The 17,128-nt window shown below is 38.3% G+C and carries 14 protein-coding genes; 11 read left to right on the forward strand and 3 right to left on the reverse strand.

The window, feature by feature from the left end; translation table 11 throughout:
* The first annotated feature begins 9 nt into the window (after positions 1 to 9).
* On the forward strand, positions 10 to 534 hold the full coding sequence (locus tag WBF63_RS11660) for a hypothetical protein (protein ID WP_424369895.1): 525 nt from the start codon (positions 10 to 12) through the stop codon (positions 532 to 534).
* 4 nt (positions 535 to 538) lie between these two features.
* On the opposite strand, the gene WBF63_RS11665 is transcribed toward WBF63_RS11660, so the two are convergent.
* Complete coding sequence (locus WBF63_RS11665) at positions 539 to 3,385, reverse strand: GH92 family glycosyl hydrolase (RefSeq protein ID WP_424369896.1); 2,847 nt, start codon at positions 3,383 to 3,385, stop codon at positions 539 to 541.
* A 29-nt stretch (positions 3,386 to 3,414) separates the two neighbouring features.
* Here WBF63_RS11665 and WBF63_RS11670 point away from each other — a divergent pair, with 29 nt between their 5' ends.
* Positions 3,415 to 4,161 carry an SDR family NAD(P)-dependent oxidoreductase gene (locus tag WBF63_RS11670; protein ID WP_424369897.1) on the forward strand — a complete coding sequence of 249 codons (747 nt, stop codon included), beginning with the start codon at positions 3,415 to 3,417 and terminating at the stop codon, positions 4,159 to 4,161.
* 34 nt (positions 4,162 to 4,195) lie between these two features.
* Positions 4,196 to 5,062, forward strand: coding sequence for an alpha/beta hydrolase fold domain-containing protein (locus WBF63_RS11675; RefSeq protein WP_424369898.1), 867 nt, complete (start codon positions 4,196 to 4,198; stop codon positions 5,060 to 5,062).
* Here the strand turns inward: WBF63_RS11675 and WBF63_RS11680 are convergent.
* Together WBF63_RS11680 and WBF63_RS11685 are read right to left on the reverse strand one after the other, a co-directional pair.
* Positions 5,053 to 6,090, reverse strand: a complete 1,038-nt coding sequence (locus tag WBF63_RS11680; protein ID WP_424369937.1) for a quinone-dependent dihydroorotate dehydrogenase — start codon at positions 6,088 to 6,090, stop codon at positions 5,053 to 5,055. The genes WBF63_RS11675 and WBF63_RS11680 overlap by 10 nt on opposite strands.
* Positions 6,091 to 6,140: 50 nt before the next feature.
* Positions 6,141 to 6,881, reverse strand: coding sequence for an SDR family NAD(P)-dependent oxidoreductase (locus WBF63_RS11685; RefSeq protein ID WP_424369899.1), 741 nt, complete (start codon positions 6,879 to 6,881; stop codon positions 6,141 to 6,143).
* A gap of 269 nt (positions 6,882 to 7,150) precedes the next feature.
* On the opposite strand from WBF63_RS11685, the gene WBF63_RS11690 reads away from it, so the two are divergent.
* The 8 genes from WBF63_RS11690 to WBF63_RS11725 all read left to right on the forward strand — a co-directional run bounded on the left by WBF63_RS11690 (position 7,151) and on the right by WBF63_RS11725 (position 17,084).
* Positions 7,151 to 8,356: an RsmB/NOP family class I SAM-dependent RNA methyltransferase gene (locus WBF63_RS11690; RefSeq protein WP_424369900.1), complete on the forward strand. Its 1,206-nt coding sequence runs from the start codon at positions 7,151 to 7,153 to the stop codon at positions 8,354 to 8,356.
* Positions 8,357 to 8,390: 34 nt separating this feature from the next.
* Positions 8,391 to 8,900, forward strand: a complete 510-nt coding sequence (locus WBF63_RS11695; RefSeq protein ID WP_424369901.1) for a hypothetical protein — start codon at positions 8,391 to 8,393, stop codon at positions 8,898 to 8,900.
* Between the two features lie 79 nt (positions 8,901 to 8,979).
* The gene (locus tag WBF63_RS11700) at positions 8,980 to 10,134 is read left to right on the forward strand and encodes a homogentisate 1,2-dioxygenase (protein ID WP_424369902.1); all 1,155 of its coding nucleotides are present in this window, start codon (positions 8,980 to 8,982) and stop codon (positions 10,132 to 10,134) included.
* 522 nt (positions 10,135 to 10,656) lie between these two features.
* The gene (locus tag WBF63_RS11705; protein WP_424369903.1) at positions 10,657 to 11,778 is read left to right on the forward strand and encodes a hypothetical protein; all 1,122 of its coding nucleotides are present in this window, start codon (positions 10,657 to 10,659) and stop codon (positions 11,776 to 11,778) included.
* Between the two features lie 67 nt (positions 11,779 to 11,845).
* Positions 11,846 to 12,394: a hypothetical protein gene (locus WBF63_RS11710; protein ID WP_424369904.1), complete on the forward strand. Its 549-nt coding sequence runs from the start codon at positions 11,846 to 11,848 to the stop codon at positions 12,392 to 12,394.
* Between the two features lie 111 nt (positions 12,395 to 12,505).
* The gene (locus WBF63_RS11715; protein WP_424369905.1) at positions 12,506 to 14,464 is read left to right on the forward strand and encodes a tetratricopeptide repeat protein; all 1,959 of its coding nucleotides are present in this window, start codon (positions 12,506 to 12,508) and stop codon (positions 14,462 to 14,464) included.
* A gap of 27 nt (positions 14,465 to 14,491) precedes the next feature.
* Entirely contained in the window at positions 14,492 to 16,435 is a 1,944-nt protein-coding gene (locus WBF63_RS11720; protein WP_424369906.1) for a tetratricopeptide repeat-containing sensor histidine kinase, read from the forward strand.
* Between the two features lie 28 nt (positions 16,436 to 16,463).
* Positions 16,464 to 17,084: a response regulator gene (locus WBF63_RS11725; RefSeq protein ID WP_424369907.1), complete on the forward strand. Its 621-nt coding sequence runs from the start codon at positions 16,464 to 16,466 to the stop codon at positions 17,082 to 17,084.
* The last annotated feature ends 44 nt before the right edge of the window (positions 17,085 to 17,128 follow it).

The raw sequence follows: 17,128 nt of genomic DNA on the forward strand, positions 1-17,128 counted from the left end.
ATTAAGAAAATGAAAAAAACTATTTTATTCTTAAAATTTGTTCTATTAACTCAATATATTTTCGCTCAAAATTCAACTAATGAATTAAAGTTAAATATGGATGGCTTTTCGTCCGTACAATTTGACATATCCAATAGGGATATATTTGAATTGATGAAGAAAATTGATGGCATCAAAACAAGTGGATTAAAAGATTTAGGCTGGGACATTAAAATGGCAAGCAGAACTACACTTACTTCAGATGTCTATACCTGTTATGCAAGCAAAAAAAATATTTCTGATTTAACAATGTCTGATGGTGAAAAAGAACCCCTAAGTGCATTTATATATTTTGAAATTTTTCTATCCCAAAATACCATCGATTTTAAAGTCGAAATAAAAGAATTATATAATCAGAGATTTAAAACTGATAATTTATATATATTTTTTGATAGAGATGATATAGTTCTTGAATATCGCAAAGAAGATTTAGACAAATTAGAAAACGAAATTGACCAATTTGTAAGTTTTTTTATCAAACAAGTAATCTATTGATCTGCTATTCTACCGTGATTTCATCCACAAAAATATACGCCGGTTCGCCTGCGCTGATGTGTGAAGCTGGAAGTTTACCATAATTTTCCGCTATAATTTTTACAAATCTTGCATTTGAATTTCCTTCTACTTTTAAAGTTTCAATTTGCAATTTTTCATCTTCAGGATTCAGGGAAGAATTTGCTTCTCCAAGTAAATTAAAAGTTTTTCCGTCAACGGAAACATAAACCTTCATTGATTTCGGAGCCAAAATCCAAGGACGCGCATCCTGAAGAAAATTGGCGGAAACTATGGAAATATTGGTTGGTTTTTTCAGGTCAATGACCGCTTCGAAATCCGTTCCCTGATAACCTTGCCAATCCCCTTTTCGCCAGTTTTCAGTCCCTTTGATTCCATCCAGCAAAGCTTCCGGCGTATCGGCCGTATACAACGGATGAACCTTTGATTTGATTTGAATCGAATAATCATGCGGACGTTTATGAAATTGAGCCGAAACGGTTTTGCTTCGAGTTTCTCCTTTTAAAACATACGCCTTTATGGTAGCGGATTTTTTAATCAGAATAGGTTTGGTATAATCTTTTGCTATTTCTTTCCCATCAGAATTTCCCTCTTCCTCAATCAAATATTGAATCTTATCCTCCGGATTCAAAGATGTGATTTCTACAGTCATTTCTTCTGCAAACGAACGGTTTTTGAATTTAAAATAAGGAACGGTGACTATTTCTTCCGGATCTTTCTGAATGAGCATCGGGACACTTGCAAATCCTAAATTTTGCAATTCAGCTTGGGGTGTTTTTTTGGTAATTGTTTGAGAAGTTCCGTCTTCAAAATTGATTTTGATTTCATCGAAATAGGGTTCCGTCGTCTGCCAACCGATTTCTCCCGGGGTAACGGCATAAATTCCCATGGAACTCAAAATATACCAAGCGCTCATTTGGCCACAGTCTTCATTCCCGATTAATCCGTCCGGCGAATTCTTATAAAAATTATCCAGAATATAATGGACTTTTTGTTTGGTTTTTTCCGGTTTTCCCACATAATTGTACAAATAAACCACATGATGACTCGGTTCGTTTCCATGGGCGTATTGCCCCATCAAACCTGTAATGTCCACCTGATGTCGGCCGGTGGTTTGGGAAGGAAGTTTGAACATTTCATCCAGTTTTCTTTCAAAATTCTTTTTACCACCGTGAAATTGAATCAGTCCATAAATGTCCTGTGGCACAAAAAACGAATAATGCCAGCTATTTCCTTCCGTAAAATGATTGTTCACTTCCCGCCCGTCAAACGGTGTCAACCAGGCAGCATTTTTTTTGGGACGAAACAATTTGGTTTCCGGATCAAAAAGATTTTTCCAACTTTGCGAACGCTGCATGAAATAATGATAATCTTCCATCTTTCCGAGCTTTAAAGCCATTTGGGCAATGCACCAATCGTCATAAGCATATTCGACGGTTTTGGAAACACTCTCATGTTCGTCATCTATCGAAATAAAACCATTCTTTTTATAAGCTTCCAATCCGAAAACATCGAGCATAGCACTATGTTTGGCGGCTTCAAAAGCCTTTTCATAATCAAATTCCAAACCTTTCATCATGGCGTCGGCCATGACCGAAACCGAATGATATCCGATCATACAATCCGTTTCGTTGGAAGCCAATTCCCAAACCGGTAAACGCCCTCCTTGTTCGTATTGCGTCAGAAAAGTTTGGATAAAATCAACCGTCCGTCTTTTCTGAATCAAAGTATAAAGCGGATGCGCCGCCCGGAAAGTATCCCAAAGCGAGAAAACGGTAAAATATTCAAAATCGGTTTCTTGATGCACTTTAAAATCCCTTCCCATGTATTTTCCGTCCAGATCCTGTGCAATATTAGGCTGAATCATGGTGTGGTATAGTGCTGTATAAAAAATAGTCAGTTTATCGAAATCATTGGATTTCACTTCAATTTTGGATAATTCTTTGTTCCAAATGTCCGCGGCTTTTGATTTCACCTTTTTAAAATCCCAGTCTTTAATCTCCATGGCATTTAACTTGGCTCCTTCAAATCCCGTAAAAGAAAGCGAAACTTTGACCAATAATTCATCACCTTCTTTCACATTTCGTGAAATGATGATTCCATTGTCAATTATTTTACTGGTATAATTAAGGTTCGCCCAATTTTGATGCGAACTGATTTTCCCGAAACTCATCGGTTGACTGAACTCTATCCTTGCCCAAATCTGCTGATTTGTTGCCCAAGCTTCGCTATTCCGATAAACTTCCAAAGTTTTGTTGTCAATGATTTTAATTTTTCCATCCCGTAATTTATCGCGGTGCTTCAAATCCAAAATGATGTTGGCTTCTCCCGACTCATTGAATTTATATTTGTGAAATCCGACGCGTGTAGAAGTCGTCAATTCCACATCCAGATTGTATTTATCCAAATGAACCGCATAAAATCCGGCCGATGCTTTTTCCTTTGAATGGCTGAATTTTGAGGCATATTCGCTTGGTTCAAATGATTCAACTCCCATCGTGGGCATCAACATGATGTCGCCATAATCCGAAACACCGGTTCCGCTCAGGTGCGTATGCGAAAATCCATAAATTTTATCATCTGAATAATGGTATCCGCTGCATCCGTCCCAACTTCCATCGATGCGCGTATCGGGCGATAATTGTACCATCCCAAACGGCAAAGTCGCTCCCGGATAAGTATGACCGTGACCACCGGTTCCAATGAATGGATTTACGTATTGATGATAATTTTGGGCCAATAAAATAAGGGGGAAAAAAATAAAAGACAGAATAGAAGCTTTTTTCATTTCATAAGGATATTCTTCAAAAGTAGGAAAGAAAGAGCAAAACATTCTACATTTGGAATGGAAAAATGATTTTTATGAAAACAGTTTTGATAACCGGAGCTACATCCGGAATTGGTAAAGCAACTGCCGTCAAATTGGCCAAAGAGTTTAAACTGATTCTTTGTGGAAGAAGAATGGATAAATTAAACGAATTAGAAAAAGAATTATCCCAAATCACCGAAGTGACAACTTTGTGTTTCGATGTCCGGAAAAAAGAAGAAGTATTTTCAGCCATCGAAAAATTACCCGTAAAATTCAAAACCATCGATACATTGATCAACAACGCCGGAAACGCACATGGTTTGGCGAGTTTTCAGGATGCAGAATTAGAGGATTTGGAAGCGATGATTTTTGGCAATACCATGGGCATTATTTATGTGACCAAAGCTGTTTTGCCTTTTCTTTCAAAAAATTCGGGCCATATCGTAAACATATCCTCCATCGCCGGAAAAGAAGTTTATCCGAACGGAACGACTTATTGTGCTTCGAAATTTGCAGTGGAAGCATTGAGCAAAGGCATGCGCATGGATTTATTGAACGACGGCATCAAAGTGACGAACATCGCTCCCGGTTTGGTCGAAACAGAATTTTCTTTGGTTCGGTTCAAAGGTGATACCCAACGTTCTGAGTCTGTTTATACGGGCTATGAACCTTTGAAACCGGAAGACATCGCAGAAAGTATTTATTTTGCTTTGACCCAACCCGAACATGTTCAATTGGCCGATATCACCATTTTACCAAAGGCGCAAGCTTCTGCTACGCAGGTGGTAAAAAATATTTAGCAGGAAAATTCGTTTATGAATTAAATTCTCCATTATGAAAAAGCTTCCCTTCATTTTTTATTTCTTTCTCTTAATTTTTACTGCGAATTCTTGTTCGGAAAATGACGAAGGTGGTTCTCAGGATACGCCACTCGAAGCCGAAACGCGTTTAAACGTTTCCTATGGCTCCGATCCTCAGCAGGTTTATGATTTGTATTTGCCCGCCAACCGGACTACAACCGACACCAAAGTAATCTTTCTGATTCATGGCGGCGGATGGACGGAAGGCGATAAAAATGATATGAACGGAACAGTAACTTTATTGCAATCGCTCTATCCGGAGCATGCGATTGCCAATGTCAATTATGTGCTTGCCGATGCCGATCATTATGCTTTTCCCAATCAATTTCTGGACATTCAGACCATCGTAAATAAAATCACTTCGGAACGTGAGGAACTGCATATAAAACCGGAATTCGGGATGATTGGCGTGAGTGCCGGAGCGCACATTGCCATGATGTATGATTATCAGTACGATGTACAGAATCAGGTAAAATTTGTGGCGGACATCGTCGGTCCAAGTGATTTCAACGATCCTTTTTATGATGAAAATTTTGATATTCCCACGTTGATTCAGATTTTGGCTGATCCCAATGCTTATCCGAACGGAACGGATTTTCTGACCGAATTGAGTCCTGTTTCGTTTGTGAGCTCTGCTTCTTCTCCGACCTGTATGTTTTACGGAACTGAAGATCCTTTGGTGCCGGAATCAAACGGAACAAGTCTGGCATCCAAACTCAACCAGTTTGGCGTTGAAAATACGTTGAGGATTTATCAGGGAGGTCATGGCGACAACTGGAGTTTTGAAGATGTAACCGAAATGCAACAGATCATCGGAGATTATATTTTGAATTATTTGTGATTATTAAAATCTTTTTTCTTCAAAACCGCCTTATTGATTTTCTTCACCAAACCGGGTCCTTCGTAAATAAATCCGGTATAAATCTGAACCAAACTCGCGCCTGCTTCCAGTTTTTCAAGCGCATCTTCCGGCGAATGAATCCCTCCTACACCGATGATCGGAAAGGCTTTTCCGCTTTTTTCGGAAAGAAATCGGATGACTTCTGTAGAGCGGTCTTTCAAAGGTTTTCCACTTAAACCGCCGCTTTCTTTTTGGTTTTCGGATTTTAGATCTTCTCTGGAAATGGTTGTATTGGTAGCAATTACTCCGGAAATTCCGGTTGTCTTTACGATATCGATGATGTCCAGCAATTGTTCATCGGTCAAGTCCGGAGCGATTTTCAAAAGAATGGGTTTGGTTTCGGGCTTTGCCGAATTTTTATTTTGCAAAGTTTCCAATAACCTCGTCAAAGGTTCTTTGTCCTGCAATTCACGCAGATTGGGCGTATTGGGACTGCTGACATTTACCACGAAATAATCCACCACGCTGTACAAAGCATCGAAACAGATTTCATAATCATGGATGGCTTCCTCGTTTGGCGTCAATTTGTTTTTCCCGATGTTCCCTCCTATTAAAACCCTTTTGTTTTTCCGCAGTCTTTTTGCCGCTTCCCAAGCGCCTTTGTTATTGAATCCCATGCGGTTGATGATAGCTGAATCTTCTTTTAACCGAAATAATCTTTTCCTATCATTTCCCGGTTGGGGTTTTGGGGTTACGGTTCCGATTTCGATGAATCCAAATCCCAAATTTGATAATTCTCTGAATAGTTTTGCATCTTTGTCGAATCCTGCTGCCAGTCCAACAGGATTTGGAAAAGTAATACCAAAAACTTCACGTTCTAATTTTGGGTTTTTAACTACGTAAAGACTTCTGAACAAAGCCGAAACGAAAGGAATTTTCTGAATGATTTTCAGGAATGAAAAACTAAAATGATGTACATCTTCCGGATCGAACTTAAATAAAACGGGACGTATGAGGAATTTGTACATCATTTTTTGAATCTTGGGCAAATGTAATAAAATGTCGTACTAATGATGACTTATTTTGCCAGATATCCGCCGTCAATTGGGAAATAGGTTCCGGTAGCAAATGAAGATTTATCGGAAGCCAACCAAAGCACAAGTTCTGCAACTTCTTCCGGCTTTCCCAATCGCTGAAACGCATGTTGTGAGGCCAAGAAATCCAAAGTCTGTTGATCCATGCTATCATCGACAAGCGGCGTATGAATAAATCCCGGCCCTACGGCATTGATACGGATTCCCTCGGTTCCGTATTCCCAAGCTGCGGATTTGGTCAACCCAAGAACACCATGTTTTGCGGCTGAATAAGCTGATGAATGCGCAAATCCGACGTATCCGAGTATAGAGGCCATATTGATAATACTTCCACCGTTCTTTTTCATTTCGGGGATTTGATAATGCATGGCGTAAAAAACACCGTTTAGGTTAATAGCAATCACTTTGTCCCATCCGCTGGTGGACATATCCCCTACTTTATTGGCTTCGCCACCGATTCCTGCATTGTTGACCGCTATATGCAATCCACCGAATTTCTTCACGGTTTCCTCTACAATTTTTTTGTTATCTTCAACAGAAGAAGAATCTGCTTTGATGAAAAGTGCATTTTCGCCCAATTCCCTTTCGACTGAACGACCCAATTCTTCATTGATATCGGTAATGGCAACTTTGGCTCCTTCCTTTATTAAGATTTCTGCGCAAGATCTTCCAATCCCCGAAGCTCCGCCCGTTACGATGGCTACTTTATTCTCTACTGACTTCATTTTTAATTGATTTAATTGATGAACTGAATTTTCTTTTAAAGTTACGGAAATTGTGGGAAGATGTGAATTGGAAGTTGCAGTAAATCCAGTACTCGATACTTTGTACTTAATACTTGATACTTCAAAATAGCCCGGATGGCAGTGGACATCCTTTTTTGGCGCAATAAAAAGCGAGAAAACGGAAAAAGATGGGAACGTACAGCCGGATTGGCTTCAAAAAAGATTTAAAACCAACCTAAAGTTGTAATTTTGCATTCTAAATCATTTGAATGAAAATCCTTCCGTACAAAAATCTGTTCATCGGCATCACCGAAACCCTGAACAATGTTTTTTTTCACAACAAATATGCGGACCGCGAACTGGAACGTACGCTGAAATCGAATCCGAAATGGGGCAGCAAAGACCGTGGTTTTATCGCTGAAACGGTCTATGATACGGTGCGATGGAAAAGGATGATCGAGGCCTCGATGGGCAAGAATGTTTCTCCTGAAAATCTTTGGGAGTTTGTGGGAACTTGGTTTTTACTGAATGATGAAAAATTGCCTTTTTGGGATGAATTTAAAAAATTGAGTTCCAAAGAAATTTTAAAACGAAATCATGTGGCGACCGATAAAAATTTTGCGGTTAGGGCTTCTATCCCCGATTGGCTCGACGAGTTGGGAAGGTCTGAATTGGGGAAACAATGGGAAAAAGAAATGGAAGCGATGAACATTCCTGCACCTACGGTCATTCGTGCCAATACTTTAAAAATAGAACGGAAGTCTCTGAAAAACGAATTGCGACAGGAACGCATTGAAACGGAAGTTTTATCTAAATATCCCGATGCTTTGCAATTGGTGGAAAAAACCAATGTTTTTCGTACAGATGCTTTTAAAAACGGTTTGTTTGAAATTCAGGATGCCGGCTCGCAATTGATTTCGCCTTATCTGAATGTTCAACCGGGAATGCGTGTGGTGGATGCTTGTGCCGGAGCCGGCGGAAAAACTTTACATCTGGCCGCTTTGATGGAAAACAAAGGGCAGATTTATGCGCTCGACATCCACGAATGGAAATTGCTCGAATTGAAAAAACGGGCCAAACGTGCGGGTGCTCAAAATATCCAAACGAAAGTCATCGACTCGACCAAAGTCATCAAAAAAATGGAGAATACGGCCGATCGGTTGTTGATTGATGCGCCTTGTAGCGGATTGGGTGTCATCAGCCGGAACCCCGATTCCAAATGGAAACTGAGTCTCGACTTTATTGAAAACATCCAAAAAGAACAGGAAAAAATCCTGAATGATTATTGTAAAATGGTCAAACCGGGTGGCGCGATGGTGTATGCGACTTGTTCGATTTTACCAAGTGAAAATCAAAATCAGGTAGCAAAATTTCTGAAAAATCATCCGGAATTCAAATTGGTCAGAGAAAAACAGATTCTTCCTTCCCAAAGTGGTTTTGACGGATTTTACATGGCGTATTTGGAAAAAAGTTGATTAAAATTTAAATTTGATTTTTCATTACAACAAAATGCAAGACGTAGAAAATCTTTTTTTGGAAGTAAGCAAAGCCATTGATGACCGTGATATCACCAGTGCCAAAGAGCTTTTGGAAGAAATCTTATTGATAGATCCGGGTTATGGAAGGGCTCACAATCATCTCGGTTGGATTTACGAAACCAAAATCAAAGATTTTGAACGTGCTAAACGCCATTATGAATTGGCTATCAAATTCTGCAAAGGAACTTACCCGGTTGCTTATGTGAATTATGGATATTTGTTGATTGAATTCGGGCAATTGGAAGAGGCCGAAAAAGTCATTGATGAAGGTCTAAAAGTGAAAGGTGCCGACAAGGCCACTTTATACTATCAGAAAGGAAAAATAGCGGAACACTGTCAGAATTATGTGGAAGCTTTAAAGACTTATCAGCAATCACAAAAGATGAATTTCAACAAGGATTTTCATGCGATGTTGCTGAATGAAATCGAAAGAGTGCAATCCAAGATGAGTTTCTGGGATAAGCTTCGCGTGAAATTCTAAGTGAAACCGAAATTTAGGCTGAATAATTTGAACTCTTTTTGAATTATCCGTAATTTTAACCAAACAAAGCAAAAAGAAAATGAGATATCATCAGTTAGGGGAAATTCCTCAGAAAAGACACGTGGTTTTTAAAGATGCAAACGGGAAACACCGCTACGAACAATTGTTCGGAACCGAAGGTTTCAGTGGCGTTTCGTCTTTGCTTTATCATATTCACCGTCCCACACAGATGATTCGTTTTGACAAGCCTTATGACGTGAGTCCCAAGGCCGCCGTCGAAAAAAATATTACACCGCGATTGGTTCAGGGATTCAAAGCCAAACCGACCGATGATTTTCTGGAAGCCCGAACGCCTTTGTTTTTTAACAATGATTTAATTATGGGTGTGGCTGCGCCACGAAAATCAATGACCGATTATTTTTATAAAAACGGGCAATGCGATGAAATGCTTTTCATCCATAAAGGAAGTGGAAAACTAAAAACCTTTTTGGGTGATATTTCTTTTGAATACGGAGATTATCTGATCATTCCACGCGGAACGATTTACCAAATGGAATTTGATACGGAAGAAAACCGGATTTTGTATCTGGAGTCCTTCTCTCCTATTGAAACACCGAGAAGATACCGCAACAAATACGGACAATTGTTGGAGCATTCGCCTTTCTGTGAGCGCGATATCAAAGTCCCTGAATACAAAGCTCCGATTGACGAAAAAGGAGAATTCCTGATTAAAGTTAAAAAAGCGGGAATGATCCATCCGATTACCTATGCAACGCATCCTTTTGATGTAGTGGGTTGGGATGGATATTTTTATCCGTACGGATTTTCAATTCATAATTTTGAACCGATTACGGGAAGAATCCATCAGCCACCACCGGTTCATCAGAATTTTGAAGGAAATAATTTTGTAGTTTGTTCCTTCTGTCCGCGTTTGTATGATTACCATCCGGACTCGGTTCCGGCTCCGTACAACCATAGTAACATCGATTCGGAAGAAGTTTTATATTATGTAGACGGTGATTTCATGAGCCGAAACCACATCGAACAAGGATATTTCACTTTGCATCCTGGCGGAATTCCACACGGACCTCATCCGGGCGCGATGGAAAGAAGCATCGGACAAAAGGAAACGGAAGAATTAGCCGTGATGGTGGATCCATTTCATCCGCTGAATTTGACCCAAGCTGCATTGGATCTGGAAGATGATAGTTACAAAACGAGTTGGTTGGAGTAAGAAAATAGAATATAGAGAAGAGAATATAGATGAATCCCGCTTTTGGTAATTTGTAAATGGAGTAAATCGACAGCTAAGTTAAGACTACAGATTTGAATTAAGGGAATCCTCTTAAAACTTAAATTTTATAAATAGGTGTCACACAATATCTTATTAGGATGTTTTTTTTATAGTCTTAGGAATAATATATTTCGTCTATTTGCTTTATAATAATTATAATGCCGAATATGATGAGTATAGACATTTATTTAGAGGATATTATGCTACTCTAATTTTAATTATGTTAGGTGTTTACTTTATTTTTAAATCTTCTTAAATAAAACCTGTCAATAGTTTGATTTACAGAAATAAAAATTATAGATGAATCCCGCTTTTGGCGGGATTTTTTTATGTGGGAAGTTCAAAACTCAAAGCCAATTCATTGATTTACAATTCAAATATAAAAAATCCTCATTTATAAGGATTGTCTTCTTTTCCTGCTGCCGATAATTTTGTCATCAATAAAAATCAAATAAATTCAAGATGAAAAAATTATTAATTCTATTATTTGCCGGATTATACTTTACGGCTTGTACAAGTACAGATGATGAAGGTGGAATGCCGGAAGACCAAGAAGAACCGGTTGCGAATTGTGATGTAATTGAAGTTTCAGGAACCATCAACGAACCTACGGTTTGGGAAGAAGGTTTTGTATATGTAATTGATGGATCCGATTTATCTGTTCGTTCCGTTCTTACCATTGAGCCCGGTGCCATCATTAAAATAAGAAATGCAAGTATCAGCATTTATGAAGAAGGAAAAATTCTGGCAGAAGGAACACCTGACAAACGAATTGTTTTCACTTCACTGGCCGATGATCGATATTGTGGCGATACCAATGGCGATGGAGATGCGACGCAAGCAGAAAAAGGGGATTGGGTGAATCTCGACTTGCATGGAACCATTGGTTCTGTATTTAAATACGTAGATATTTTCTATGCCGGCCAACCCAGCGGAGGAAATAGTCAAGCAGTCAATATAGATTGGGCTCAATCCGCGGCTTTTACTTTTGACAATTGCAGAATTGCCCATACTTATTATAATTTTGGTTCTTCTTCTTACGCATTCTACGGAGGTTCTTACATGAAAGACGCCAGTGTAAGTAAATTTACCAATAACGCGCTCTACGATAACGGAAGACCTATTTACTTTAATACTTTCTACCAATTACACCCAAGTAATCTGTTCCATAATCCGGAAAATCCGGCTATCACCAATTCACATAACGGTATTTTTCTGAGTATATGGGGATCCGAAGGTAATAACGGTCAATCCGTTAATTGGGACAATACAGAGGTTCCTTATGTGTCCAATTCTCCGTCCGTCACACAAGTACATTCTTCAGCCACCATTAACATTAAACCCGGTGTTATCGTCAAGTTCATCAATAGCGGTAGTGGAATTCAATCTTATAATGGAAGTGTAAATTTAGATCCCGGAGCCATTTTAACTTCTTATAAAGACGATACTCACGGAGGGGATACCAATGGAGATGGGAATACGAGTTTACCGGTAACCGGAGATTGGGAAGGATTCAGGTTTACAGATGGTGGAACCGGGAGTTATTGGATCAATGGACCAAACATTTTGTACGCTGCTAATTAATTAGTTTTTGCAACAAGGGCGCACGTCCTCATGCGCTCTTGTTTTTCTAAATTAAATTTAAAATATTATGAAAAAATCATTGATCATTTTACTCTCATTTATTACAATTTTATGCTGTGCCAAAACACAAGCACAGGCTTTTCAAAAAGGAACAACCGCCATTAATGCAGGAATCGGGGTGGGAACGGCTTTGGGTGGATATGGAAAAGTAAGACCCGCCATCAGCTTATCAGCAGACCATGGAATCTGGGAAGTAGGCGGACCGGGCGTGGTGAGCCTGGGCGGTTATGTTGGAAATACAGGATATAAATATTCCGGTTCGGGTTATACATCCAAATGGAATTACATCATTGTCGGCCTGCGTGGGGCTTACCATTACAACGGATTTGAAAATCTTCCCGATCTGGATTTGTATGCCGGTGCTATGGTAGGTTATAACATTGTCAAATATAACTCAGATCTTGACGAAGATTATTTCGGAAAAAGCTATGGCAGCGGTGTCGGTGTAAGCGGATTTGCCGGTGCCCGCTGGTTTTTCAGCGATATGTTCGGGGTGTATGCGGAAGTGGGTTATGGTGTTTCTGTGCTGAATGCCGGGGTAACACTTAAATTCTAATTTGACTAATTCAACAAGGATATAAGTACTTATATCCTTGTTTTTTAACTATATTTGAACAACTTCCCTAAATCTTTTCGGCTTTAATTATTCAATTTCAAAACATTTGGTTTGAAGAATTTATATCTCATTTCAATTATTTTATTTTGCTGCCAGAATGTCTTTCCCCAGGAACATTCCAAAATTGACAGCTTAAAAAAGCTGATTGAAAAAGAAAAAGATGTAGCAAAGAAAACAAGGCTTTTCAATTTAGTCGGACATCTATATGACGAACAATCCGAACTCGACTCAGCCCTCCATTATTATACTGCTGCCAAAGAGTTTGCCATAAAAAATAAATATGACATAGGCGTCGCTAGTTTTGATTTTCATGCCATTATGATTTTAAATAAGAAAGGTAAATTTAAAGATGCTTTTCTTTTGGCCGAAGAGTCTGTCGAAAAATTCAAAAAATTAAAAAGCACCAAAAATTTAGGTATTGCGTATCTCAACTTAGGGAATCAGTGGCAATACTTTTCTGATTTCGAAAGAGCATCTGAGTATTATCTCTTGGCAAAAAATCTTTTAGATTCTTTGCAAGACAAAAATAATCAAAGGATGGTAAATAATAATCTGGGTTCCGTATTTATGGAAATGAAACAGTTTGAAAAAGCAAAAGAATATTGTCTCAAAGCCATAGAATTAGCAGACCGAGAATACCCAACGGATAAACTTTTACCTCTTCATAATCTCGCTTTGAATGCAAAAAACCAGAAGAAATACGAAGAAGCATTAAAATATATTGAACAATATTTAGAAATAGCTCAAAGATTTGGAAACGAATATGAAATACTAAACGGCTATTTAGCAAAAGGAAATCTTATTGGTAAAACTAATTTAGATAAAGGAATAAATTATTTGAACAATGCTATTGTCCAATCACAAAAAAATGATTTTCCCGAAAAGGAAATGTTTGGTTATCTCTATTTAGCCGAAATTTACATTGACCATAAAAAATTTAGACAAGCTTTAGAAAGTATAGAACTTGGAATTCCAATTGCAGAAGAACTTGGAATGAAATACGAACTTTCTGATTTCCATAAAAAAGCTTCGGAAGCTTATGAACATCTCGGCAATTTTGAAGAAGCTTTAAAGCATAACCGGGAACATGAAAAACTGATTTCAGAAATCCAATTGGAAGAAAATAAAAACCGGCTGCTGGGACTTGAAGCAAAATACCAGTCTGAAAAGAAAGAGGCGGAAATTAAAATTTTGAATACCCAATCCAAAGCGCAAGCATTGTCAATCAGGAAAAAAAATACATTAAACTACATATTTTTCGGTGCTGTTCTTTTGATTGGCATCATCAGTATTTTGTCTTATTTAAACTATAAAAACCGACAAAAAATCAGTCAGCAAAGAATTCAAGAACTCGAAACAGAAAAACAACTATCTGCTACTCAGGCCCTTCTCCAAGGTCAGGAAGATGAACGAAGCCGCATGGCCAAAGAACTTCATGACGGACTCGGCGGACTTTTGAGTGGTGTCAAACTAAATCTTAATAACATGCAAAAAAAACTAATCATTACAGAAGAAGACGGGAATTCTTTTGAAAAATCCATTACGCTATTAGATGAATCCATCAGCGAGTTACGCCGGGTAGCACATAACCTGATGCCGGAAAGCATCTTGAAATTTGGGCTGGACGGCGCGATTAGGGAATTTCTTCAAAGCGTGGACAATGAAAACCTCAAAATTAACTATCAATCTTATCACATTGAAAATGGGATCAACAAACAACTCGATATTTCTACGTATCGGATTATCCAGGAACTGGTCAACAACGCCATCAAACATTCGGATGCATCTGAAATCCTGGTTCAGGTCAGGAAAGACGAACACCTGCTGGTTATTGATGTAGAAGATAACGGCAAAGGCTTTGATCCTGATTCCATCAAAAAAGAAAGCGGAATGGGATTAACCGGAATCCGTTCGCGCATCAATTACTGGAAAGGAAGTTTACAAATTGAATCGACGGAAAAGGAAGGAACTTCCGTTAATATTGAAATCCCTGTTGTGCCTAACTCTTAAAAAATGTTTAACTGAAAAATAAATCCTTTGAAAAACTTCTCTATTATTTCCTTTCTATTTCTCCCTTTCTTTTTGTTTGCCCAATCAGAACATGAAATCGACAGTCTAAAAACCCTGATTGAACAAGAAAAAGATATTACCCAGAAAACAGGTTATCTTTATGATTTAGGAGATTTATTTGAAACTTCAAATCCAGACTCGGCAATACATTACTACCAGGTAGCCAGAGATTTTGCAAAAGAAAATGATTTTGCATTAGGCGAAGCCCGGTACGCCAGTTATGTAAATATGATTCTTAACAAACAAGGGAAATTTAGCGAAGCCCTTTCTTTGACACAAAAAGCCCTTGAAAAATACAAAAAAATAAACAACCCTAACAATTTGGCAATTGCTTATTTAAATATGGGTAAACAATACCGGTATTTTTCTGATTTTGAATCTTGTATAGATTATTACTTAGAGGCAAAAAAAATTGCCGATTCCATTCAAGACAAATCTATCCAAAGAACCATCAACAATAACCTTTGTGCTATTTTCCTGGATTTGAATCAACCGGACAAGGCTACAGTGTATGGACTTGCCTCTTTAAAATTAGCAGAAGAATCAGGAGATAAAGCAAATATGCTGTCACCATTGTACAACCTGGCCAATGCTGCTACTCAACTAGAAAAGGATGACGAGGCAATGGTTCTCCTTGATCGGTTTGAGAAAATTGCTATTGAATTAGAAAGTCATTATGATATCATAGATGCCTATTTAGCAAAGGGCAGCGCCATAGGCAAAACCAATTTAGAAAAAGGAACACAGTACATGAATCTTGCTATTGCTGAGTCCAAAAAATATCATTTTTTAGATAATGAATATTACGCCTATTTGTACTTAGCTGAAATACAGTTATGGCACAAGAAATACAAAGACGCGCTTCAAAATATTCAAAAAGGAATCCCCATTGCTGCACAATTGGAAGCTAAATATGACTTGGCAGATTTTCATAAAAAAGCGTCGGAAGCTTATGAACATCTCGGCAATTTTGAAGAGGCTTTAAAGCATAACCGTAAGTATGACAAATTGATTTCAGAAATCCAGCTGGAAGAAAATAAAAATCGGCTGCTGGGTCTTGAAGCCAAATACCAGTCTGAAAAACAAGAAGCAGAAATTAAAATTTTGAATGCTCAATCCGAAGCGCAAGCATTATCAATCAAACAAAAAAACACACTGAATTATATATTTTTCGGCGCTATACTTTTGATTGGCATCATCAGTATCCTGTCCTATTTAAATTATAAAAACCGACAGAAGATAAGTCTGCAAAGAATTCAAGAACTCGAAACAGAAAAACAGCTTTCTGCCACACAAGCACTGCTTCAAGGGCAGGAAGATGAACGAAGCCGCATGGCAAAAGAGCTTCATGATGGTTTGGGGGGACTGTTAAGCGGAGTAAAACTTAATCTAAACAATATGCACAAAAAACTAATCATTACAGAAGAAGATGGCGATTCTTTTGAAAAATCCATTATGCTATTAGATGAATCCATCAGCGAATTACGCCGGGTAGCGCATAACCTGATGCCTGAAAGTATTTTGAAATTCGGGCTGGACGGCGCGGTCAGAGAATTCCTCCATAGTGTGGACAATGAAAACCTCAAAATCATTTATCAGTCTTACCACATTGAAAACGGCATTAACAAACAACTTGACATTTCTACTTACCGGATCATCCAGGAACTGGTCAACAACGCTATGAAACATGCCGATGCTACTGAAATCCTGGTTCAAGTCAGAAAAGATGAACATTTTTTGGTTATTGATGTAGAAGATAACGGCAAAGGCTTTGATCCTGATTCCATCAAAAAAGAAAGCGGAATGGGATTAACCGGAATCCGTTCGCGCATCAATTACTGGAAAGGAGATTTACAGATAGAATCAGCTGAGAGTTCCGGGACTTCCGTTCACATAGAAATTCCTGTTTAATTTTAATTTAATAACTAATTGGCTAAAGATGAGAATACTTATGATAGAAGACCACCAAGTGGTGGCAGAGGGAATTTCCTCTATGCTAAACGAGTTAGATTATATAGAGAATGTTACACATGTTTCTGATGGGGGTTCCGGACTCAAATTTCTGGAAGAAAACCCGGAAACCGACATTGTCCTTCTGGATATCAACCTGCCTGACGGAAACGGGATTGAATTCTGTAGCAGCATCAAACAACAGTTTCCAAAAGTAGGAATCATTGCGTTAAGTACATATCACCAAGCCGGAATCATTAATAAAATGCTGGAAAACGGCGCCGATTCTTATTTGCTGAAAAACACTAGTTCTGAAGAACTCATTGAGGCCATAGAAAAGGTTTCATCAGGAAAAAAATACCTCACTCCTGAAATCAAAGAAATATTAAATAATACTTCATCTACCAACAGCAAGACACCGGTTTTAACCAAACGTGAAAAGGAAGTTTTAGTGCTGATTGCCGAAGGTTTGACCAATCAGGAAATAGCGGATAAACTTTTTATAAGCCAACTTACGGTCATCAGCCACCGCAAAAGTTTATTGGAAAAAACCGAATCCAAAAATACGGCTCAACTCATCAAATACTGTTTTGAGTTTGGATTGCTTTAAATTTAATAAAATAACAAACCCGCCAGATCTTAAGACCTGACGGG

The organism is Moheibacter sp. (genome assembly GCF_049672845.1).
GTDB lineage: Bacteria > Bacteroidota > Bacteroidia > Flavobacteriales > Weeksellaceae > Moheibacter.

Excerpts from the sequence above, each read along its gene's own strand:
- WBF63_RS11660 (WP_424369895.1), top strand. The coding sequence starts at position 10 with ATGAAAAAAACTATTTTATTCTTAAAATTTGTTCTATTAACTCAATAT.
- WBF63_RS11665 (WP_424369896.1), bottom strand. The coding sequence starts at position 3,385 with ATGTTTTGCTCTTTCTTTCCTACTTTTGAAGAATATCCTTATGAAATG.
- WBF63_RS11670 (WP_424369897.1), top strand. The coding sequence starts at position 3,415 with ATGAAAACAGTTTTGATAACCGGAGCTACATCCGGAATTGGTAAAGCA.
- WBF63_RS11675 (WP_424369898.1), top strand. The coding sequence starts at position 4,196 with ATGAAAAAGCTTCCCTTCATTTTTTATTTCTTTCTCTTAATTTTTACT.
- WBF63_RS11680 (WP_424369937.1), bottom strand. The coding sequence starts at position 6,090 with ATGTACAAATTCCTCATACGTCCCGTTTTATTTAAGTTCGATCCGGAA.
- WBF63_RS11685 (WP_424369899.1), bottom strand. The coding sequence starts at position 6,881 with ATGAAGTCAGTAGAGAATAAAGTAGCCATCGTAACGGGCGGAGCTTCG.
- WBF63_RS11690 (WP_424369900.1), top strand. The coding sequence starts at position 7,151 with ATGAAAATCCTTCCGTACAAAAATCTGTTCATCGGCATCACCGAAACC.
- WBF63_RS11695 (WP_424369901.1), top strand. The coding sequence starts at position 8,391 with ATGCAAGACGTAGAAAATCTTTTTTTGGAAGTAAGCAAAGCCATTGAT.
- WBF63_RS11700 (WP_424369902.1), top strand. The coding sequence starts at position 8,980 with ATGAGATATCATCAGTTAGGGGAAATTCCTCAGAAAAGACACGTGGTT.
- WBF63_RS11705 (WP_424369903.1), top strand. The coding sequence starts at position 10,657 with ATGAAAAAATTATTAATTCTATTATTTGCCGGATTATACTTTACGGCT.
- WBF63_RS11710 (WP_424369904.1), top strand. The coding sequence starts at position 11,846 with ATGAAAAAATCATTGATCATTTTACTCTCATTTATTACAATTTTATGC.
- WBF63_RS11725 (WP_424369907.1), top strand. The coding sequence starts at position 16,464 with ATGAGAATACTTATGATAGAAGACCACCAAGTGGTGGCAGAGGGAATT.